This is a genomic window from Isoptericola sp. Y541 (genome assembly GCF_059445465.1).
Genome location: NZ_JCAIUJ010000002.1, coordinates 698,261 through 719,586, shown reverse-complemented (window position 1 = coordinate 719,586; position 21,326 = coordinate 698,261). Strand labels below are relative to the sequence as shown.

Sequence of the window (21,326 nt, the reverse complement as noted above, 5' to 3'; positions counted from 1 at the left end):
ATGTCGTCGGCCGCCGTACGAGACCTCCTGGTCAGCCTCCAGCTCTCGGACTCCGCGTTCCCGAGCGGCTTCTACACGATGTCGCACGGGTTGGAGGGCTTCAGCCAGGCGGACGAGGTCGAGCCGGCGGGCGTCGAGGGGCTGCTGCGGGGCCTGCTGCTGCACTCCGTAGGCCCGGGCGACGCCACGGCGCTCGCCCGGGCCCACGAGGCTGCGCAGGCCGACGACTGGGAGCGCGTGCGGCTCGTGGACCGGATGCTGTTCGCCACGAAGCTCAACGCCGAGATGCGTCGTGCGTCGGTGCGCAGCGGTCACCAGCTCACGGACATCGCGCTCGAGTCGATCGGCGGGCCCGGCCTCACGGAGTGGGGCCGGGCCGTGGTGGCCAAGGAGACGCCCGGGTGCCAGCCGGTCGCGACGGCGGTCGCGTACGCCGCGGCGGGCGTGGGCACCGAGCAGGCGGTCGCGTCCGACCTGTCCGCGTTCGCCGTGAGCTTCCTCGGGGCGGCGCTGCGCCTGCAGCTCGCGGACCACCGGAAGGTGCAGGTCGCGCTGCACGCCGTGGGCCCGGTCATCGCCCGGGCGGCGGCCGACGCGGTCGACCGCGAGCTGGAGGACATGGGCGGGTTCGTCCCGATGGCCGACGTGATGTCGGCACAGCACGAGCGGGCCGAGGCGCGGCTCTTCGCGAGCTGAGGTCTCACCTGAGACCGCACCGACCCGAGATCAGACCGACGAGAGAGACGGTGGACGAATGAGCGACAACGTGTTGAGGATCGGCATCGGCGGCCCCGTGGGCTCCGGCAAGACCGCGCTCGCGGAGGCGCTCGTGCCGCGCCTCCTGGCGGCGGGTCGCCAGCCCGCCGTCATCACCAACGACATCTACACGCAGGAGGACGCGCAGCACGTGCGCCGCGAGCTCGCGGGCATCCTCGACCCCGAGCGCGTCGTCGGCGTCGAGACCGGGGCGTGCCCGCACACCGCGGTCCGCGACGACCCGACCATGAACCTCGCGGCCGGCGCCGAGATGATCGAGCGCTTCCCCGACGTCGACACCATCGTGTACGAGTCCGGTGGGGACAACCTGACGCTCACGTACTCGCCGCTGCTCGCGGACGTCTTCGTCTTCGTGCTCGACACGTCGGAGGGCGAGAAGATGCCCCGCAAGCGGGGCCCGGGGATCACCAGCTCGGACATCCTCGTCATCAACAAGATCGACATCGCGCAGTACGTGCGCACCGACCTGGCGGTCATGGAGTCGGACGCGATCCGCGTGCGCGACGGCAAGCCCGTGGTGCTGACCAACTCCCTGACGGGCGAGGGCATCGACCGGCTCCAGGAGGAGATCCTCGCCGTCTGGGACGCCCGCTCCGCCGCGTTGGCCCGATGAGCGCCCAGCCCGTCGAGGACGACGTGCCAGCCGGCGGCCCCGACCCGCGAGGGGGTGGCGACGTGGTCCCGCTGCGGGGCGCGGGCCCCGCGGCCGGGTACGGCGGGCCCCGGCTCGAGCGGGCCCACTACGAGCCCGACCGCATCCCGCTCGAGGTGCGCCGGCACAGCGGGGTGCCCGACACCCTGCCCAGCGGCAGCCCCGGGAAGGTCGGCATGCTCGAGCTCGAGTTCGCCCGGACGGGGCACGGTACGGAGCTCGTCGAGCACTACCAGAAGTCGCCGCTGCAGATCATGCGGCCGCTCTACTACGACCTCGCGCGCCCCGACATGCCGTACACCTACCTGATGGCGACGGGCGCCGGGATCATGCAGGGCGACCGGCTGCGCACCGACCTCGGGTTCGGCCCCGGCACGTCGGCGCACGTCACGACGTCGGCGTACACGCGCGCGCTGCGCATGGAGTACGACTACGCGGTGGCCCAGACGAACATCCGGGTCGACGACGACGCGTACGTCGAGTACCTGCCGGACCCGGTCATCGCATTCGCCGACTCGCGTCTCTACCAGCGCACGCGCGTCGAGCTCGCGCCCTCGGCCACGCTGCTCCTCGGCGAGACGCTCGTCAGCGGGCGCCTCGCGCGTGGGGAGCGGCACGCGTACACGGTCCTCGCGTCGGACGTCGAGGTGCGTCGCCCGGGCGGCGAGATCGTCGCGATCGACCGCGTGCGCCTCACCCCGACCGATGGCGCGACGGGCGGTCTCGCGGTGCTCGACGACCACGACGTCGTCGCCATGCTGTACGTGCTGACCCCCATGGCCCCGGCCGCCGAGCTGAGCGACCTGCTGCACCGCGAGCTGGAGTCGTCGCCGCCCGGCGTGCTGGTCGGGGTCTCCGCGCTCCCCGGCGACGCCGGGGTGTGGATCCGCATCCTCGGGGACGACACGCAGGACGTGCTCCGGACGACCACGGCCGCCTGGCGCACGCTGCGCCGCCGGCTCACCGGGCACGACGCTCCGAAGATCCGGAAGACCTGAGGCAGGGAGCTGACATGTCGACGACTGGAGCCGCAGCGAGGGCACGACCGAACACATGGGTGTCCTCGCTCAAGACCCTTCCTGACGGGGTGTCCCAGATCTTCTTCCAGCGCAACGTGTGGACGGGGTTGCTGATCCTCGCGGCCTTCGTCGTCGCGGACTGGAAGATGGCCGTGCTCGTGGTCATCGGAGCCGTCGCCTCGACGCTCGCGGGCGTGGTCCTGCGGGTGGGCTCAGACTCCCTGTCCATGGGCATGCAGGGCTTCAACGGTGCGCTGCTCGGCGCCGCCGTCTTCACCGCGATGGGTGGGGACCAGGGCTGGTCGTACGCCCTGGCCGTCATCGGCGGCCTCGTGTGTGGGCCCGTGACCTGGTTCTTCGGGTGGCTCTTCGCCTCGCGCCCCCTCGCGCGCTTCGGGCTCCCGTCGACCACCGCCCCGTTCTGCACCGTCGCGGGGATCGTCTACATGTCGACGACGAGCCTGCACGTGTCCTCGACGCCCCAGCACGTCACCGACGGGACGGGGGAGTCGGTGCTGCGATCGCTGCTCACGAACGTCTCGGAGGTCGTGCTCGTCAACAGCATCTGGGCCGGGGCGCTCATCCTGCTCGGCCTGTTCATCGCGTCGTGGAAGGTCGGGCTCGCGGCCGTGATGGGCAGCGTGATCGGCAGCCTGTGCGCGCTCGCCCTCGGGGAGACCTCGAGCACGATCGCGGAGGGTCTCGCCGGGTACTCGGGCGTGCTGACCGCCATCGCCCTGTCGGTCACGTTCCTGCGCAGCAGCACGGCGTCGTGGCTCTACGCGGCGCTGGGCGCGATCGTGACCGCGGTGGTCACGCTCGTCATGACCGACCTCACCAGCGCGCCGCACTACACGTGGCCGTACATCCTCACGACGTGGATCCTGCTCGTCGTGGCCACCTTCGTGCCCGCTCTGAAGCGTCCGTGACACGTCGCTGAGCGGTCGGCCAAACTGTCGGCCGGACTGTCGGCCGGGCTGCGGGCCGGCCGGAAGGTGGGAAAGCCGGTCGCCTGCACGCCGCATGCGCGGCGTGCAGGCGGCGGGGTGTCAGAGCGGCCGGATGTTCGAGGCCTGCGAGCCCTTGGGGCCCTGGGTGACGTCGAACTCGACCTGCTGGCCCTCGTTGAGGGAGCGGAAGCCGTCGGCGGCGATCGCGGAGTAGTGCGCGAACACGTCGGCGGTGCCGTCGGAGGGGGCGATGAAGCCGAACCCCTTCTCCTCGTTGAACCACTTCACAGTTCCGGTGGTCATGGTGTCTTCTTTCGTTGTTGCGACGGACCCGCGAACGTGGGCCCGGTCGTCGTGCCCGGACGGGCGGTGACGTTGTGGGCGCGGGCTCGACGAGCCCGCGCGGTGCCTCGGCGCGACGGGGCATGCGGCCGCGTCGCCTGGGCGAGGGAGGGGACGACTGCGACCAGCCGCGTGTAGCGGTCGTGGACGTGGAAGCCGTCGGAGTTTCGGGTGATCATGCCGCCGTACTCGCCGTCTACCGTCGCGACCCACAGGTCGTCGTCGGCGCGGCGCCACACAGGGGCCGATCCAGATGTGCCCTCTGCCGCGGGTGCGGTCGAGGGCCGTTCAAGGGTGGAAGAAGTGATGCTCTCTGCTTTCGCTCCGCACTCTGTGTGCGGAGATATTCGTTGGACAGCGGTGCTGTCGCGTGCGCCGGACCTGGCTTCGATGCGTAGGTACCGAAGGGTGCCGTGGGATCCATCCCCGCGGCGTGCGCAATCTCCAGGGTACACGAGGAACGTCCCGCCCCGCCCGGCACGGCTCAGCACACGCGACCGGCGCGCCGGTTACCGTTGCCCCGTGCTGCTCTCCGACCGTGACATCCGGGCCGAGCTCGACGCCGGGCGGGTCGTTCTCGACCCGTACGAGGCGTCGATGCTCCAGCCCTCGAGCATCGACGTGCGCCTCGACCGGTACTTCCGGCTGTTCGACAACCACAAGTACCCCTTCATCGACCCGTCGCAGGAGCAGCCGGAGCTCACGCGGCTCGTCGACGTGGTCCCGGGCGAGCCGTTCGTGCTGCACCCCGGCGAGTTCGTGCTCGGCTCCACCTTCGAGTCCGTCACGCTGCCCGACGACGTGGCCGCGCGCCTGGAGGGCAAGTCGTCCCTCGGCCGCCTCGGGCTGCTCACGCACAGCACGGCCGGGTTCATCGACCCGGGGTTCTCGGGGCACGTGACGCTGGAGCTGAGCAACGTCGCGACGCTGCCGATCACGCTGTGGCCGGGCATGAAGATCGGCCAGATGTGCTTCTTCCGCCTGTCCTCCCCGGCCGAGCACCCGTACGGCTCGGACGCGTACGGCTCGCGCTACCAGGGGCAGCGCGGCCCGACGGCGAGCCGGTCGTGGCAGTCCTTCCACCGGAGCGACGTCTGAACGGGACCGGACGTCGCTACGCTCGGTCCCGCCGCGCCGGCACCGGCGCACCCCGGTCCCGGAAGGAGCTCCGTCAGATGGCCCAGAACCAGGCGGCCCACACCCTGCCCCCGCTGCCCCCGGTCTCGGCGCAGGGGCACCAGGCGCGTCACCTGATCGGGGTGCCCTCGGACGTCGTCGTCGACGAGATCGAGGTGCTGGCGATGTCGCGCTTCGTGGGCACGCGGTGGGACGTCGTTCCTGCAGACCTACCGGGCGCGGACGTCCCGATGGGCCGGATGGCGAACCCGGGCGAGCCCGGCGTGCTGCGGCTGTCGCGGCACAGCACGGTGGCCGGCCCCTACGCGCCGTCGGGCAAGGGGGTCGACGCCGGCCTGCCCTCCGGCACCACGTTGGTGTTCGACGTCGTGTGCCCGCGGGAGCGCTGGGACGACGCCACCCGGTACGGCGGCGACCGGGACGGAGTGGGCCGCGCCTTCCCCGCGGCGATGCCGAACCGTGAGGAGCAGCGGGTCGTGACCTGGCTGCTGCAGGCCGCCCGTCGTCTGGGCGGCTCGGTGCGCCTCGACGTCGCCGGCACCTGGGACGAGGCCGACGGCGGCCGCCGCAGCGCGGGGCCCGGCATGGTGCTCACCCCCGATCCCGGGGTGGCCGTGGACCTCACCGTGTACTCCGACATCTGGCTGGACCCGCAGGCCGCGCACCGCGTGCTGCAGGCCGTGCACCCTCGCGTCGTGCTCGCCACCGAGGGCAAGCCGTACCAGGGCCCGCCGAAGGGGATCGCGGACCGCCCCCTGTACCCGGGCGAGCCGCTCGACCCCGAGGTGCGCACGTCGATCCACGCGCGTGCCGACGACATCGACATCGAGGCGCTCCAGGCGCCGATGGTGCTCGACGCCTACGGCCTGGCGAGCGATCTCGGCCTCGACGGCTCCGTCACGGTCGAGGTGATCGGGGAGGAGACGCTGCCGCTGCTGGTGCGCGACCTGCCCTGGGCCGCGTCGGGGGCCATCTGCTACCACGTGCGCTGGGACCCGCCGGACCTCTACGAGGCGAACCAGGAGTTCCCGCAGCCTGCGCACGTCGTCGCGCGACGGCGCGCGGCGGACGTCGTGGCGAAGATGGCGGTGGCGATCCAGGTCGCCGTGGGCGGGGAGATCGCCGACGAGGCGGACTTCCTGCTCGCCCCCGAAGACCTCTGACAGCGGCCCCACCGGCGGAAGCATCGGCCGCGGGACGGTAAGATAAGCCATCGCCCCGCCCCTCGACCGGACGGAGTGCTGTGCTCTCAGTGCTGCTCTTCATCTTCCTGCTGGCCCTTGCGGCGCCGGCTCTGGTGGCATGGCTCGGGAGGCGCGCATTCCGGGTGCTGGCGCTCGGCCCGGCCGCAGCGGTCGTCTACGCGCTGGCCATGACCCCGCGGGTGACCGCCGGCGACTTCCCCACCACGGACGTCCCGTGGGTGCCGGGCCTGGGGCTCTCGATCACTCTGCAGCTCGACACGCTCGCGTGGTTCATGCTGCTCGTGGTCGGGGGCGTCGGCGCCCTCGTGCTCCTCTACTGCTCGGCCTACTTCGCGCGTGACGCCTTCGGCCTGGGCCGGTTCGCCGCCGTCCTCACGGCGTTCGCCGGGGCGATGGTCGGGTTGGTCACGGCCGACGACCTCCTGCTCCTGTTCGTCTTCTGGGAGCTCACCACGGTCTTCTCCTACCTGCTGATCGGCCACTACGCCGACCGCAAGGCGTCCCGACGCGCGGCCATGCAGGCGATCATCGTGACGACGGCCGGCGGGCTCGCCATGCTGGTGGGCCTCATCATCCTGGGCGTCGTCGGCGACACGTGGCGCGTCTCGGAGGTGGTGGCGAACCCGCCGTCCGGCACGGCGGTGACCTGGGCGGCCGTGTGCCTGCTCGCGGGCGCCGCCACGAAGTCCGCGCTCATCCCGTTCCACTTCTGGCTCCCCGCGGCGATGGCGGCCCCCACCCCGGTGTCCGCCTACCTGCACGCGGCGGCCATGGTCAAAGCGGGGGTCTACCTCGTCGCCCGCTTCGCCCCCGCGTTCGCGGACCTGCCCGTGTGGCGCTGGCTCGTGCTCGTCCTCGGCGGCGGCACGCTGCTGCTGGGCGGATACCAGGCGCTGCGCCAGCACGACCTCAAGCTGGTTCTGGCGTTCGGCACCGTCTCCCAGCTCGGCCTGATCGTGCTGCTCCTCGGGCTGGGCAACCGTGCCCTGGCGCTCGCCGGCCTGGCCCTGCTCGGGGCGCACGCGATGTTCAAGGCGGCCCTGTTCCTCGTGGTCGGCGGCATCGACGTCGCGACCGGCACCCGCGACCTGCGCAAGCTCTCCGGGCTGTGGCGCACCATGCCGTTGACCACCGTGGCGGGCGTGCTCGCGACGGCGTCGATGATCGGGTTCCCGCCGTTCGCGGGGTACGTGGCCAAAGAAGCCGCGCTCGAGGGCCTGTGGCACGACGTCACGCACGGCGCGGGCGCCGTCGAGGCGATCGCGCTCGTCGCCGTGGTCGTGGGCTCGGCCCTGACGGTCGCCTACGGCCTGCGGTTCGTGTGGGGCGCGTTCGGCACGAAGCGGCGGCCCGGTGCGGCGGCGGCCGGGGCCGGCGTCGTCGAGGGCGAGGGGCGGGACGCCGCGGCGGAGCCTGCCCCCGCGACGCCGGTGCGGCGCCATCCCTGGCTGTTGGTCGGCCCGCCGCTCGTGCTCGCGGCGGGCGGCCTGGCGGTCGCGCTAGTGCCGGGGACGGGGGAGCGCCTCCTCGCTCCGTACGCGGACCGCTATCCCGCCGGGGAGCCCGGGCACCTGGTGCTCTGGGGCGGCCTGACCCCCGTCCTCGGGCTCACTGTCCTCGTGCTCCTGGTCGGGTTCGTGCTGTTCTGGCAGCGCTCGTGGGTGGAGCGGGCCCAGGGCGCCCTGTGGTCCCCGCGCGGGGCCGACGTCGTGTACCGGCGCACGATGCGACGGCTGGACGACGTCGCGGCCGACGTCACGGCCGTCACGCAGCGCGGTTCCCTGCCGGTCTACCTCGGCATCATCCTCGTCGTCCTCGCCGTCGCCCCGGGCACGGTGATCGCGACCGGGTTGATCCGTGGCACGCCCCGGATCGAGGTCGTGCCCTGGGACCGCCCGGCCGATGTCGCGGTCGTCGCGATCATCGTCGTCGCATGCGTGCTGGCCGCCCGCGCGCGCCGCCGCCTCAAGGCCGTGGTGCTCGTCGGCGCCGCGGGCTACGCCAACGCGACCCTGTTCATGCTGCACGGCGCCCCCGACCTCGCCCTCACCCAGGTGCTGTGCGAGACGATCACCCTGGTCATCATGGTGCTGGTGCTGCGGCGCCTGCCCCCGTACTTCACGGACCGGCCGCTCACGACCAGCCGCTGGCTGCGGCTCGCGCTGGCCGTGGTCACGGGCTTCGTCATGATGGCGTTCACGGTCGCGGCGCCGCTGGTGCGGGTGGCCGAACCGATCAGTACCAGCTTCCCGGCCGAGTCGGTGGAGTGGGGCGGCGGCAAGAACATCGTCAACGTGACGCTCGTGGACATCCGCGCCTGGGACACGGTCGGCGAGATCTCGGTGCTGCTCGTCGCGGCCACCGGCGTGGCGTCCCTCGTCTTCCTGCGGCAGCGCAGCGGCGAGGTGCTGCGGCTGTCCCGGGTGGACGAGGTCAGCCAGGCCGACCCGCACACCCGCCGGGTGTGGCTCGCCGCGGGCAGCACGATGGAGCCCGAGCGCAGGTCCGTGCTGTTCGAGGTCATCACCCGCGTGATCTTCCATGCCATGATCGTGTTCGCGGTGTTCCTGCTGTTCAGCGGTCACAACGCGCCCGGAGGTGGCTTCGCGGCGGGGCTCGTGGTGGGTATCGCGTTCGCGGTGCGCTACCTCGCGGGTGGGCGCTACGAGCTCGGCGAGGCCGCTCCGGTCAACCCCGGCGTGCTGCTGGGCACCGGCCTGTTCCTGTCCGCCGGCGTGGGGCTCGCGACGCTCGTCGCCGGCCAGGAGGTGCTGCAGAGCACCATCTTCCACTGGTACGACGTGCCCGTGCTGGGCGACGTCCACCTCGTGACCTCGCTGTTCTTCGACATCGGCGTGATGCTCGTCGTGGTGGGTCTGGTGCTCGACCTGCTGCGCACGCTCGGCGCCGAGATCGACCGGCAGGACCCGCGGCCCGCGCGCACCGTCGTGGCCGAGGTCCAGGCGCCCGACGAGCGTGAGGGGGCCGCCCGATGACCGTCCTCGAGAACACCCCGTCCGCCGTCCTCGTGGTGGCCATCGGCGTCCTGTTCGCCACGGGCGTCTACCTCCTGCTGGAGCGGCCGCTCACCCGCGTGCTGCTCGGCTTCGTGCTCATCGGCAACGGCGTCAACCTCATGCTGCTGGTCGCGGGCGGCCGCTCGGGCGCCTCGCCCATCGTGGGCAACGCCCCCGACGGCGAGCGGATGAGCGACCCGCTCGCCCAGGCGATGGTGCTCACCTCGATCGTCATCACGCTGGCCCTCACCGCGTTCGTGCTGGCCATGGCCTACCGGTCGTGGCAGCTGCACGGGCACGACGAGGTGGCGGACGACGTCGAGGACCGGCGCGTGGCCCGCCACGCCGCCCTCAACGCGCCGGCGTTCGAGGACGCGGACGACACCGAGCCCGACAAGACGCTCGACGAGGAGGCCGCCGACGTCTACGACGACGTCGACGACAGCTCGGACGAGGTCGGCGGGGCCACCGACAAGCGTGCCACCGACAAGCGTGCAACCCACAAGCGTGCCACCGACAAACGTGCTGACGACAAGCGTGCTGACGACGAGCGTGCTGACGACGAGCGTGCTGACGACGAGCGTGCTGACGACGAGGAGGGACGCTCGTGACCCCCTGGTCCGTCGAGACGCTCGTGCCGCTGCCCGTCATGCTGCCGCTGTTCGCGGCGGGGCTGACGCTCGCCCTGCACCGCTACGCCAAGCTGCAGCGCATCATCAGCGTCACCGCGCTCGCCGCCGTCACCGCGGCGTCCGTGGGCCTGCTGTTCGCGGCGGACTCCGGGCCGATCGTGGTGGAGATCGGGAGCTGGGCCGCGCCGGTCGGGATCGACCTCGTGGCCGACCGCATCTCCGCCGTCATGCTCACGGTCTCCAGCGTGATGCTGCTGTGCGTGCTGCTGTACTCCCAGGGGCAGGGCGTGCCCGAGGGGGAGGACGAGCCCGGCACCCAGCGCGGCGACATGATCCCGGTCGCGATCTTCCACCCGACGTTCCTCATCCTGGCCGCCGGCGTCGCGAACGCGTTCCTCACCGGCGACCTGTTCAACCTCTACGTCGGCTTCGAGATCCTGCTCGCCGCGTCGTCCGTGCTCCTGACGCTCGGTGGCACCGCCGAGCGCATCCGCGCAGGGTCGGTGTACGTCGTCGTCGCGCTGCTGTCGTCTTTGCTCTTCCTCACCGCCATCGCGCTCATCTACGGCGCCACCGGCACGGTCAACATGGCGCAGCTCGCGGAGCGGCTGCCCGAGATCGACCCGACCGTGCGGACCGCGCTGCAGATCCTGCTGCTGCTCGCCTTCGGCATCAAGGCCGCCATCTTCCCGCTGTCCGCGTGGCTGCCCGACTCGTACCCGACGGCGCCCGCGCCGGTCACGGCCGTGTTCGCGGGCCTGCTCACCAAGGTGGGCGTGTACTCCATCCTGCGCACGCAGACGCTGCTGTTCCCCGACAACCCGACGGTGGACCAGGTGCTGATGGTGCTGGCGCTGCTCACCATGGTGATCGGGATCCTGGGCGCCGTGGCGCAGAACGACGTCAAACGACTGTTGTCGTTCACCCTGGTCAGTCACATCGGCTACATGATCTTCGGCATCGCGCTCGCCTCCGAGGCGGGGACTGCCGCGGCCATCTACTACGTGGTGCACCACATCTCTGTCCAGACGGCTCTGTTCCTGGTGGTGGGGCTCGTCGAATGGCGTGGCGGGTCGACCTCGCTGGACCGGCTCGGTGGCCTCGCCAAGCTCGCGCCGGGCCTGGCCGTGCTGTTCTTCGTGCCGGCGCTCAACCTGGCGGGCATACCACCCCTGTCCGGGTTCCTGGGCAAGGTGGGTCTGCTCACCGAGGGCGTGCGCGTCGGCACCGAGCTGTCGTGGGTGCTCGTCGTGGGCTCGGTCGTGACGTCGCTCCTCACCCTGTACGCCGTGGTCAAGGCCTGGAACAAGGCCTTCTGGCAGGCGCCGTCGGAGGAGATCGAGTCCGACGTGCCGCTACCGCGCGGCATGGTCTGGCCCACCGGGGCGCTGGTCGCCTTCGGCCTGCTGCTCACCGTCGCCGCCGGGCCGCTCTACAGCTACGCGGAGCGCGCAGCCACCGCGTCGATGGACGGCCACACGTACGTGGACGCCGTCTTCCCCGGCGGGGCCGAGCGCGGCCAGGGCGAGTCCCACGTGGTGTCCGACGACGCGTCGGACGGCGGGTCGTCGGACACCGGGGGGAGTGACGGCCCGTGAGCCTGCACCCGCGCCGCCGCCCCGTGCGCCTGCTGCGCCGTCTCGGCTCGCAGTGGCACGCCCTGGCGCTGCTCACCCTGATCTGGGTGCTGCTGTGGGGCGACCTGTCGTGGGCCAACGTCATCGCCGGCGCGGCGCTCGCCGCGCTGGTGCTGACCCTGTTCCCGCTGCCGCCCATCACGATGCACGGCACGGTCCGGCCGTGGCGCGCCGCGGTGCTGGTGGGCCGCTTCGTGTCCGACCTGTTCGTGGCCTCGTTCGACGTCGCCTGGGCGGCGATCCGGCCCGGGCCCACGCCGCGCGGCGCGATCGTGGCGGTGCGGCTGCGCAACCCCGAGGACGCATACCTCACCATCACCGCCCTGATGTCGTCGCTGGTGCCGGGGTCGCTGGTCGTGGAGGCGCGCCGCAGCACCGGCATCGTCTACCTGCACGTGCTGGACATCGACGCGGCCGGAGGGCCCGAGGCCGTGCGTCGCGACACCCTCGCGCTCGAGGAGCGCGTGCTGCGCGCCTTCGCGAGCGCGCCGGTGCTGGCGCGGTGCGGATTGGAGCCCGACGCCGCCGGCGTCGGACACCCCGGGAAAGGGGACGCATGATGCTCGTCGCCGTGATCGCAGCTGCCGTGCTCGTGGCGGTCGCCGCGCTGCTCGCGCTGGTGCGCGTGGAGCGCGGGCCGTCGATGCTCGACCGGGCCGTCGCGTTCGACACCCTCACCGTGACCCTCGTGGGCGCCATCGCGATCGAGGCCATCTGGTCGCGCCGCACCGAGACCATCCCGATCCTCGTGGCGCTGTCCATGGTCGGCTTCGTCGGCTCGGTGACGATGGCGCGATTCGCCGCGCGCGAGCCTGAGAGCGAGGGCCGGGTGCGCACCCCCGAGGAGGTCGCCGCCCAGGCGCGGGCGGCCGACGTGCCCCGCGGCGAGGTACGCGACGGCCCGCGCGGGGCCGAGGCCGAGGACGAGGGAGGTGAGCGGCGATGACCGAGGTGGACCCGGGCCTGTGGACCACGGTCGCGGACGTCATCGCTGCCGTGTGCCTCCTCGCGGGGGCGTTCCTGACCCTCGGCGCCGGCGTGGGGCTGCTGCGGTTCCCGTCGTTGCTCGCACGGATGCACGCCGTCACCAAGCCGCAGGTGCTGGGGCTGATCCTCATGCTCATCGCGCTCGCGCTGCGGGTGCGGAGCTGGTCGGCCATCGCGATGCTCGTGCTGGTCGTGGCGTTCCAGCTGATCACCTCGCCCGTCGCGGCGCACATGGTGGGGCGGGCCGGGTTCCGCACCGGCAAGGTCCACCCCGAGGACCTGCGGCCCAACGAGTTCGGCGAGCCCGACTGACCGACGGCTGGTAGACCGGCTACATGGCACCTGCCGATCCCGACCCGCCGTCGTCGTCCGCGCCCGAACCCGACCCGTTCGCGGCGCTCGGCGGGCCCGTGGCACCCGAGCCCGGGGCTGCCCCGCCGGAGCCGGGCGCCAGCCCGCGGGTCGTCCAGGACACGGGCTCCGGCGGGGAGAGCACCCGCACGGTCGTGATCGCCTTCGCCGCCAACGCGTTCGTGGCGCTGGCGAAGTCCGCCGCGGCCGTCATGACGGGCTCGGCGTCGATGCTCGCCGAGGCCGTGCACTCGTGGGCCGACACCGGCAACGAGATCTTCCTGTTCGTCGCCGACCGCCGGTCGCACCGACCCGCAGACCTGCTGCACCCGCTCGGCTTCGGCCGCGAGGCCTACGTGTGGTCGATGTTCGCCGCCATCGGGCTGTTCGCCGTCGGCGCCGGCGTGTCCATCACGCACGGCATCCAGGAGCTGGTGCACCCCGAGCCCGCCAGCGACTTCGGCGTCGCGTACGCCGTGCTCGGCCTGGCGTTCCTGCTCGAGGGCACGTCGTTCCTCCGGGCCACGCGGCAGGCGCGGGCCGAGGCGAAGAAGGCCGAGCACGACGTGCTGCACCACGTGCTCGTCACGTCCGACCCCACCCTGCGCGCCGTCTTCGCCGAGGACGCCGCCGCGCTCATCGGGCTCGTCGTCGCGTTCGCCGGCGTGCTCGCCCACCAGCTCACCGGGTCGCCCGTGCCCGACGCCCTCGGCTCGATCGTCGTCGGCGTCGTGCTCGCCGTCGTCTCGCTCGTGCTCGTCGACCGCAACCGGCGTTTCCTCGTCGGCGAGGCGGCCCGGCCCGCGACCCGCGCGGCGGTGCTCGCGCACCTGATCACGATGCCGCAGGTGGAGCGGGTGACCTACCTGCGGTTGGAGTATGTCGGGCCGCGATCGCTGTACCTCGTGGCGAGCGTGGACCTGCGTGGCAACGAGCAGGAGGCGACCGTCGCGGGTCGGCTCGACGACCTCGAGCGGGCCGCCACGCGGGTGCCCGCCATCGCGGGGGCCGTGTTCACCGTGTCGACGCCGGAGGAGCCGTCGCTCTGACCGCTGGTTGAGCTTGTCGAAGCGTCCGCTGGTTGAGCCTGTCGAAGCGTCCGCCGGTTGAGCTTGTCGAAGCGTCCGCCGGTTGAGCCTGTCGAAACGTCCGCTGGTTGAGCTTGTCGAAACGCCCGCTGGTTGAGCCTGTCGAAACCGGTCTCGACAGGCTCAACCAGCGTGTCGCTCAACCGGCGTGGCGGGCCTCGTGGGCGAGGAGGCTGCGCTTGACGTCCAGGCCGTAGCGGAAGCCGCCGAGGCTGCCGTCGGTGCGGAGCACGCGGTGGCACGGGACGAACAGGGCGGCCGCGTTCATCGCGCAGGCGCCGGCCGCGGCGCGGACGGCCGCGGGCCGCCCGGAGAGCTCGGCGTAGCGGGTGTACGTCACGGGCTCGCCCGGGTCGACCGTGCGTAGCACGTCCCACGCGTGGGACCGGTACGGGCCGGAGACCTGGCGGACCGGGACGGCGTCGATCGCGCGCACGTCACCCGCGTAGTAGGCGCGCACCGCAGCGGCGGCGGTGGCGACGGCCGGGTCGTCCTCGGGCACGGGCGCCGTCCCGCCGGGCCGCACGTCCGGGTGCGTGAGCCCGACCAGCGCCGCCGGGTCCGGCGTCCAGCCGGAGGCGAGCACCGTGCCGTCGGGGTCGGCGACGATGGTGAAGGGCCCGTCCGGCGTGGCGACGGTGGTGGCGCGGGCGGTGGTGGTGGGTGCGGTCGTCGTGGTGGTGGGTGCGGTCGTCGTGGTGGTGGGTGCGGTCGTCGTGGTGGTGGGTGCGGTCGTCGTGGTGGTGGTCATCAGAACCTCCAGGTCAGGTGCCGAACAGGCAGTTCGGGTCGGACGGTGGCTGGAAAGCGAGCGCTACTGCATGGTCGGCGGGAGGGCGGCGCGCCACAGGTGCATCGCGGCGTACGAGCGCCAGGGTGCCCAGCGTTCGGCGCGGGAGGCGAGGGCGCGGGACCGGGCGGCGCGGGAGGCGTCGTCGGGGAGGCCGGGCAGGTCGACGCCGGCGGCGCGTGCTCCGGCGAGCAGCGCGACGTCGCCGTCGAGCCAGGCGTCCGGGTCGCGCAGCACCCGCATCGCCACGTACGCCGCGGTCCAGGGCCCGATGCCGGGCCGGGCAACGAGCGCGGCGCGCAGCTCGTCGGCGTCCTCCCCGACGCCGACCGCGAGCGAGCCGTCGTCGAGGGCTCGGGTGGTGTCCGCGAGGGTCGCGAGCGAGCGCGCCGGCAGGCGCAGGTACGTAGCGGCGGAGGCGGTGACCTGGGCGGGGGTCGGGAAGAGCCGGGCGAGGCCGGGCACGGCCGACGCGTACGGGGTGCCCGCGCCGACGGCGAGCCGGCCCAGGTGGGTGCGCGCGGCCGCGACGCTGATCTGCTGACCCACGATGGCGCGGACCACCAGCTCGTGCGGGTCGACGGCGCCGGGCACCCGGAGGCCCGGGGTCGCGGCGACCAGCGGGGCGAGCGCCGGGTCGGACGCGAGGGCGGAGTCGACGGCGGCGGGGTCGGCGTCGAGGTCGAGCATCCGGCGCAGGCGCGTCACCGCGACCGAGACGTCCGCGGCGGAGGCGAGCTCCAGCCGCACCGCGACGCGGCCCGGCCCGACACCGGGACCGGCCTCGATCTCCGCCGCCCCCGGCCCGTGCGGCAGGTGCAGCGTGCGGGCGTACCGCACGTCGTCCCCGGCCACGTCGGCGACCTCGACGCCGTCGACCGCGCGTGCGGCGAGGAACGACAGCACCCCGCGCGCGTCGAACGGCTCCCGCACGGGCAGCTCGAGGGCGAGCCGCACTCCCGCGACGGCGCACCCGGCCGCGACGTCGGGACCCTCGCCGTCGGCACGCCACGCCCGCGGGGCCGGCACCGTGGGCACGGACCGGCGCCGGGCGCGGGCCCGCAGCTCGCTCGGCGTGACGTCGAAGACCTCGACCACCGTGTCGTTGAACTGGCGGATCGACCCGAAGCCGGCGGCGAACGCGACGTCCGAGAGCGGGAGGTCGGTCGCGACCACGAGGCTGCGGGCCGTCTGCGCGCGCTGGGCGCGGGCGAGGGCGAGCGGGCCGGCCCCGAGCTCCGCGGCGAGCAGCCGGTGCACGTGCCGCGAGCTGTACCCGAGCCGGCCCGCGAGGCCGTCGGTGCCCTCCCGGTCCACGACGCCGTCGGCGATGAGCCGCATGGCCCTGGCGGCCAGGTCGTGGCGTAGGTCCCAGGCGGGTGTGCCGGGCGCGGCCTCGGGCAGGCAGCGCTTGCAGGCGCGGAAGCCGGCCTCGTGCGCCGCGGCCGACGTCAGGTAGAACGTGACGTTCTCCGGCTTGGGCGTCCGGGCCGGGCACGACGGCCGGCAGTAGATGCCCGTCGTGCGCACCGCGGTGAAGAACTGCCCGTCGAACCGCGTGTCGCGCGCGGCGATGGCGCGGTACCGCTCGGCGAAGACCTGCGGGTCGTCTGCCGTCGCGCGGGGGTGGGCTGTCGTGGTCATGACCCCATCCTCACGCCCGGCACCGGCGGGGGCTAGCGGGAATCGGACACGACGGAGACCGCCGCTCGGCCCCCCGCTGCCGAACAGGCGGTTGACACCGTGATGGGGCCGTCTTCGGACGCATCACGGTGTCAACCGCCTGTTCGGCGAGCTAGGGGAGCTCGTCGACCCAGTCGAGGACGGCGGCGAGGTAGGTGTCGCGGGCGGGCTCGGGCGACAGGGCGAGGTCGTGCGCGCCGCCGGGGATGATGCGGAGGGTGACGTCCGTGCCCAGGCGCGGCGCCCGCTCGCGGATGTGCTCGACGTCGAGCACGGAGTCGGTGGTGACCAGCTCAGGGTGCCACGCCCGGGCAGGGCCGGAACGGTTCGAGGAGAGCGCCAGCACCGGGATCGTCAGGTCCAGACCGCGGCCCACCCGCCGGTGCGCGCGACGCACCGAGCGGAGCCAGCCCGCGCGCGCAGGGAAGCCGTGGTGCGGCTTCCAAGCGAGGTCGAAGTCCCACTCGCCACCCGACTCGTGGTGCAGTGCCGGCCCGTAGTGCTCCCCGGGCGAGCCGACGACGAGCCGCGGCGCGAACCTCCCGACGACGTCGATCGCCCACGTCACGGGTCCGCGCTTCAGCCAGCCCTCGTTGAGCTCGAGCCAGGGGCTGTTGAGCACCAGCGCGTCCGCCCGCCCGGGGCGGGCGGACGCCCACAACGGGGCGATCAGGCCGCCCGTCGAATGCCCCAGCACGACCAGCCGCTCGTGGCCCGCCGCCCGGACGGCGTCGGCCGCGGCGTCGAGGTCCTGGGCGTACAGCGCGAGGTCGGTCACGAGGTTCGGGTCGTGCCCCGCGGCCGTGTGCGCGGCCAGCGCCCGCCCGTGGCCGCGCAGGTCGACGGCGTAGAACGCGGGGCCACGGTCGGCGACCGCGCGCGCCACGTGCGGGTGGAAGAAGTAGTCGACGAAGCCGTTCACGTACAGGACGGCGGTCCGGGCGGGCGGGGTGCCGGTGTCGCTGCCCGGGGTGGACGGGACGTGCCGCACCAGCACGGCCTCGGCGCCGCCCGGGAGCGGCAGGCTGCGGGCCTCGAAGTCCGCGCCGAGGACGTCGGCTCGCCACGCCCCGACGGCGCCGGCGGCGCCGCGCGCGTCAGGCACCCTGGGGCGGGTCGGTCGGGCGGCGCTCGGTGTCGGGGCCGTCGGTGTCGGGGCCGTCGGCGCGCGTCTCCGGCTCGATGGGCTGGGTCGGCTGGCTCGGCTCGAGCGGCTCGGCGACCGGGCCGGTGGTCGGCCCGGACGGCGCGGGCGAGTCGGGGGCGGGCTCGGGTTCCAGAGGTTCCGCGACGGGGCCGGTGCCGGGCTCGGCCCCGGGCTGGGCGGTCGGCGCCGCAGCCGCCGGGGGCGCGCCGAACACCTGCTCCTCCGGCGTCGGGCCGGCTCCGGGCGCTGGGCCGGCTCCGGGCGTCGGGCCGGCTCCGGGCGTCGGGCCGGCTCCGGGCGCGGTGCCCGCAGCGAGGGCGGAGTCGCCGGTGACGGCGGTGGAACGGCGGTTGTTCCGCACGACGAACCAGACGATGAGGCCGATGACGATCGGCCCCACGACGAGCCCGACGATCCACCACGGGAAGTCGCCCGCGCCGGGCTCGGCCGCGCCCCGGGCGTGGATCTCGGTGGTCTCGCCGAACGCGGGCGTCCAGGTGACGGTGCTGCCGTCGACCGTGCCGTTGGTGTCGCCCACCGCGCCGGGGAACGTGACCGAGATCTGCACGTCGAACGAGTCCATGACGCCCTCGGGCAGCGAGCCCATCTGGTCGGCGCCCTCGGACAGGTCCATGGTGCCGTCCACCACGTACTCGTCGCCGTCGCGGGTGACGCTCAGCTGCTCGCCGGTGGCGCCGCCGGAGTCGAACTCCTCGAGCGGGATGTCGGCGAAGGTGATCTGGGTGCCGGTGTACTCGTCGTCGGAGTACGGCTCATGGGTGGCGCCCTCGGGCAGGTCCTGCTGGAGCTCGCTCCCGGCCTGGTCCCAGAGCTCGCTGGGCTCCATGCCCATGGTCTCGGCCAGCTGGTTGGAGAAGGCCATGATCATGGTGCCGGAGACGCTGTCGTCCTCGGACAGCGTGAGGTCCATGTCGACTTTTTCATGCAGCCGGCGAGGGCGAGGAGGCCGACGGCGGCGAGCGTCGCCGCGATCGCGGTGCGGAGACGGCGGCGGCCGCCGGTTCGAGTGGTCACCGCCCCAGCATCCCCTAGCCGTGGGCGGCGAGCCACCGGGCTCGACCAGCGCACACGCTGGCGGTTGCGACCAAAGTTGAGCGGAATAGACTCAACTTTGGAGGCGTTCCCCGAACAGACGTTTTCCCTGTCATCACGGAGGTCCCATGGACATCAAGCTCACGACCATGTCGCAGCAGGCGCTCGGCGACGCCGTGCAGTCGGCGTCGGCGGCGGGCAATCCCCAGCTCGAGCCCGTGCACCTGCTGTCCGCCCTGTTGCAGCAGCAGGGCGGCGTCGCTGCCGGCCTGCTCGATGCCGTCGGCGCCAACGCGCAGCAGATCGGCCAGCGCACGCGGGCCGCCCTCGTCGCGCTCCCGCAGGTCAGCGGCTCCGCCGTCGCCCAGCCCTCGCCGTCGCGCGCCATGAGCGCGGTGCTCGAGAACGCCGGCAAGGAGGCCGAGTCCCTCGGCGACGAGTACGTCTCGACCGAGCACCTCCTCATCGGGGTGGCGGCCGGGCAGTCGCCCGCGGCGCAGGCGCTCACCGAGGCGGGCGCCACCGCCGACGCTCTGCGTGCCGCGCTCCCCGCCGTCCGCGGGTCGAGCCGCGTCACAAGCCCCAACCCCGAGGGCACGTACAAGGCGCTGGAGCAGTACGGCACCGACCTCACGCAGGCTGCGCGCGACGGCCGGCTCGACCCGGTCATCGGGCGCGACGCCGAGATCCGCCGCGTGGTGCAGGTGCTGAGCCGTCGCACCAAGAACAACCCCGTGCTCATCGGCGAGCCCGGCGTCGGCAAGACCGCCGTCGTCGAAGGGCTGGCCCAGCGGATCGTGGCCGGCGACGTGCCCGAGTCGCTGCGTGACAAGCGCCTCGTCGCCCTCGACCTGCCGAGCATGGTCGCGGGCGCCAAGTACCGCGGCGAGTTCGAGGAGCGGCTCAAGGCCGTGCTCGAGGAGATCACCTCGTCGGACGGCGAGGTCGTGACCTTCATCGACGAGCTGCACACCGTCGTCGGAGCGGGCGCCGGTGGCGAGGGCGCGATGGACGCCGGCAACATGCTCAAGCCCATGCTCGCGCGCGGCGAGCTGCGGATGGTCGGCGCCACGACGCTCGACGAGTTCCGCGAGCACATCGAGAAGGACCCGGCCCTGGAGCGGCGCTTCCAGCAGGTCTTCGTGGGCGAGCCGTCCGTGGAAGACACGGTCGCCATCCTGCGCGGGCTCAAGGAGCGGTACGAGGCGCACCACAAGGTGACGATCGCCGACTCGGCCCTGGTCGCCGCCGCCGCGCTGTCCGACCGGTACATCACCGGCCGCCAGCTCCCGGACAAGGCGATCGACCTCGTCGACGAGGCCGCGTCGCGGCTGCGCATGGAGATGGACAGCTCGCCGATCGAGATCGACGAGCTGCAGCGCGCCGTCACGCGCCTCGAGATGGAGGAGGTCGTGCTCAAGGACGCCGAGAGCACCGGCGACGCGGCGTCGCGCGAGCGGCTGGAGAAGCTGCGCGCCGACCTCGCCGACCGTCGCGAGGAGCTCGCCGCGCTCACGGCGCGGTGGGAGTCGGAGAAGGCCGGCCACAACCGGGTCGGCGACCTGCGCGCCCGCATCGACGAGCTGCGCACCGAGTCCGACCGGCTGCAGCGCGAGGGCGACCTCGAGGGCGCGGCCCGCATCCTGTACGGCGAGATCCCGCAGGTCGAGCGCGAGCTCGACGCGGCCGAGCGCGCCGAGGCGGAGTCGTCGGTCGGGGCTGCCGAGACCGAGGAGCAGGGTTTCGACCAGCTCAACCCGCAAGGTCCGATGATCGCCGACAAGGTCGGCGCGGACGAGATCGCCGAGGTGGTCTCCGCCTGGACCGGCATCCCGGCCGGGCGCATGCTGCAGGGCGAGTCCGAGAAGCTCCTCCACATGGAGGACGTCATCGGCGCGCGGCTCATCGGCCAGAAGGCGGCCGTGCGCATGGTCTCCGACGCGGTGCGGCGCTCGCGGGCCGGCGTCTCCGACCCCGACCGGCCCACCGGGTCGTTCCTCTTCCTCGGCCCCACGGGCGTGGGCAAGACGGAGCTCGCCAAGTCGCTGGCGGACTTCCTGTTCGACGACGAGCGCGCCATGGTGCGCATTGACATGTCGGAGTACTCCGAGAAGCACTCGGTGTCCCGGCTGGTCGGCGCGCCCCCCGGGTACGTCGGCTACGAGGAGGGCGGCCAGCTCACGGAGGCCGTGCGGCGCCGGCCCTACTCCGTCGTCCTGCTGGACGAGGTGGAGAAGGCCCACCCCGAGGTCTTCGACATCCTGCTGCAGGTGCTCGACGACGGCCGCCTCACCGACGGCCAGGGCCGCACCGTCGACTTCCGCAACGTCATCCTGGTGCTGACGTCGAACCTGGGCTCGCAGTTCCTCGTGGACCCGGCCCTGGACGACGCCGCCCGGCGCGAGGCCGTCATGGCGGCCGTGCGCGCGTCGTTCAAGCCGGAGTTCCTCAACCGGCTCGACGACGTGGTGATCTTCGACGCCTTGAGCGTCGAGGAGCTCGGCGAGATCGTCGACCTGCAGGTCGCGGCGTTCGCCCAGCGGCTGGCCGACCGGCGCATCACGGTGGACGTCACGCCCGCCGCGCGGGAGTGGCTGGCGCTCGAGGGGTTCGACCCCGCGTACGGCGCCCGCCCGCTGCGCCGACTGGTGCAGCGCGAGATCGGCGACCGGCTGGCCAAGGAGCTGCTCGCGGGCACGGTGTCCGACGGCAGCACGGTGGTCGTGGACCGGGCGCCCGACGCCGCTGGCCTCGTGGTGACCGTCCTCTGACGCCGAGATAGAGAAGCTGGTTCGCCGAGATAGAGAAGCTCGAAGGACGCCGCGATCTGTCGCGGCGTCCTTCGAGCTTCTCTATCTC

General features: G+C 73.2%; 19 protein-coding genes. 14 read left to right on the top strand and 5 right to left on the bottom strand.

The window, feature by feature from the left end:
• From AC1C2V_RS08085 to AC1C2V_RS08070, 4 genes are read left to right on the top strand one after another with little or no spacing between them, the layout of a single operon-like run.
• Positions 1-696 (top strand): urease accessory protein UreF, encoded by a 696-nt coding sequence (locus AC1C2V_RS08085; protein WP_495389061.1) that lies wholly within the window; start codon positions 1-3, stop codon positions 694-696.
• Between the two features lie 58 nt (positions 697-754).
• On the top strand, positions 755-1,390 hold the full coding sequence (gene ureG, locus AC1C2V_RS08080) for an urease accessory protein UreG (protein WP_495389060.1): 636 nt from the start codon (positions 755-757) through the stop codon (positions 1,388-1,390).
• Positions 1,387-2,427, top strand: a complete 1,041-nt coding sequence (locus AC1C2V_RS08075) for an urease accessory protein UreD (RefSeq protein WP_495389059.1) — start codon at positions 1,387-1,389, stop codon at positions 2,425-2,427. The genes ureG and AC1C2V_RS08075 overlap by 4 nt, the downstream gene beginning before the upstream one ends.
• A 14-nt stretch (positions 2,428-2,441) precedes the next feature.
• Entirely contained in the window at positions 2,442-3,377 is a 936-nt protein-coding gene (locus tag AC1C2V_RS08070) for an urea transporter (protein WP_495389058.1), read from the top strand.
• 120 nt (positions 3,378-3,497) lie between these two features.
• Here the strand turns inward: AC1C2V_RS08070 and AC1C2V_RS08065 are convergent, their stop codons facing one another.
• Positions 3,498-3,701, bottom strand: coding sequence for a cold-shock protein (locus AC1C2V_RS08065; protein WP_495389057.1), 204 nt, complete (start codon positions 3,699-3,701; stop codon positions 3,498-3,500).
• 561 nt (positions 3,702-4,262) lie between these two features.
• Here AC1C2V_RS08065 and dcd point away from each other — a divergent pair.
• The 9 genes from dcd to AC1C2V_RS08020 all read left to right on the top strand — a co-directional run bounded on the left by dcd (position 4,263) and on the right by AC1C2V_RS08020 (position 13,755).
• Entirely contained in the window at positions 4,263-4,838 is a 576-nt protein-coding gene (dcd, locus tag AC1C2V_RS08060) for a dCTP deaminase (protein ID WP_495389056.1), read from the top strand.
• Positions 4,839-4,915: 77 nt separating this feature from the next.
• Entirely contained in the window at positions 4,916-6,040 is a 1,125-nt protein-coding gene (locus AC1C2V_RS08055) for a hypothetical protein (RefSeq protein WP_495389055.1), read from the top strand.
• An 80-nt stretch (positions 6,041-6,120) separates the two neighbouring features.
• On the top strand, positions 6,121-9,078 hold the full coding sequence (locus AC1C2V_RS08050) for a Na+/H+ antiporter subunit A (RefSeq protein ID WP_495389054.1): 2,958 nt from the start codon (positions 6,121-6,123) through the stop codon (positions 9,076-9,078).
• On the top strand, positions 9,075-9,710 hold the full coding sequence (locus tag AC1C2V_RS08045) for a Na(+)/H(+) antiporter subunit C (RefSeq protein WP_495389053.1): 636 nt from the start codon (positions 9,075-9,077) through the stop codon (positions 9,708-9,710). The genes AC1C2V_RS08050 and AC1C2V_RS08045 overlap by 4 nt, the downstream gene beginning before the upstream one ends.
• Positions 9,707-11,329 (top strand): Na+/H+ antiporter subunit D, encoded by a 1,623-nt coding sequence (locus tag AC1C2V_RS08040; protein ID WP_495389052.1) that lies wholly within the window; start codon positions 9,707-9,709, stop codon positions 11,327-11,329. Before AC1C2V_RS08045 ends, AC1C2V_RS08040 begins: the two co-directional genes overlap by 4 nt.
• Positions 11,326-11,928, top strand: a complete 603-nt coding sequence (locus tag AC1C2V_RS08035; protein WP_495389051.1) for a Na+/H+ antiporter subunit E — start codon at positions 11,326-11,328, stop codon at positions 11,926-11,928. Before AC1C2V_RS08040 ends, AC1C2V_RS08035 begins: the two co-directional genes overlap by 4 nt.
• A gap of 11 nt (positions 11,929-11,939) precedes the next feature.
• A complete protein-coding gene (locus AC1C2V_RS08030; RefSeq protein ID WP_495389050.1) occupies positions 11,940-12,314 on the top strand; it encodes an MrpF/PhaF family protein in 375 nt (124 codons plus the stop codon).
• Complete coding sequence (gene mnhG / locus AC1C2V_RS08025; RefSeq protein ID WP_495389049.1) at positions 12,311-12,667, top strand: monovalent cation/H(+) antiporter subunit G; 357 nt, start codon at positions 12,311-12,313, stop codon at positions 12,665-12,667. Before AC1C2V_RS08030 ends, mnhG begins: the two co-directional genes overlap by 4 nt.
• Before the next feature lie 23 nt (positions 12,668-12,690).
• Positions 12,691-13,755 (top strand): cation diffusion facilitator family transporter, encoded by a 1,065-nt coding sequence (locus tag AC1C2V_RS08020; protein ID WP_495389048.1) that lies wholly within the window; start codon positions 12,691-12,693, stop codon positions 13,753-13,755.
• Positions 13,756-13,933: 178 nt separating this feature from the next.
• On the opposite strand, the gene AC1C2V_RS08015 is transcribed toward AC1C2V_RS08020, so the two are convergent.
• From AC1C2V_RS08015 to AC1C2V_RS08000, 4 genes are all read right to left on the bottom strand, one after another.
• Positions 13,934-14,545, bottom strand: coding sequence for a methylated-DNA--[protein]-cysteine S-methyltransferase (locus AC1C2V_RS08015; RefSeq protein ID WP_495389047.1), 612 nt, complete (start codon positions 14,543-14,545; stop codon positions 13,934-13,936).
• 63 nt (positions 14,546-14,608) lie between these two features.
• Positions 14,609-16,228, bottom strand: a complete 1,620-nt coding sequence (locus AC1C2V_RS08010) for an AlkA N-terminal domain-containing protein (protein WP_495389046.1) — start codon at positions 16,226-16,228, stop codon at positions 14,609-14,611.
• Between the two features lie 151 nt (positions 16,229-16,379).
• A complete protein-coding gene (locus AC1C2V_RS08005) occupies positions 16,380-17,372 on the bottom strand; it encodes an alpha/beta hydrolase (protein ID WP_495389045.1) in 993 nt (330 codons plus the stop codon).
• Positions 17,365-18,345 carry an LppM family (lipo)protein gene (locus AC1C2V_RS08000; RefSeq protein ID WP_495389044.1) on the bottom strand — a complete coding sequence of 327 codons (981 nt, stop codon included), beginning with the start codon at positions 18,343-18,345 and terminating at the stop codon, positions 17,365-17,367. The genes AC1C2V_RS08005 and AC1C2V_RS08000 overlap by 8 nt, the downstream gene beginning before the upstream one ends.
• 250 nt (positions 18,346-18,595) lie before the next feature.
• On the opposite strand from AC1C2V_RS08000, the gene clpB reads away from it, so the two are divergent.
• Entirely contained in the window at positions 18,596-21,238 is a 2,643-nt protein-coding gene (gene clpB / locus AC1C2V_RS07995; RefSeq protein ID WP_495389043.1) for an ATP-dependent chaperone ClpB, read from the top strand.
• The last annotated feature ends 88 nt before the right edge of the window (positions 21,239-21,326 follow it).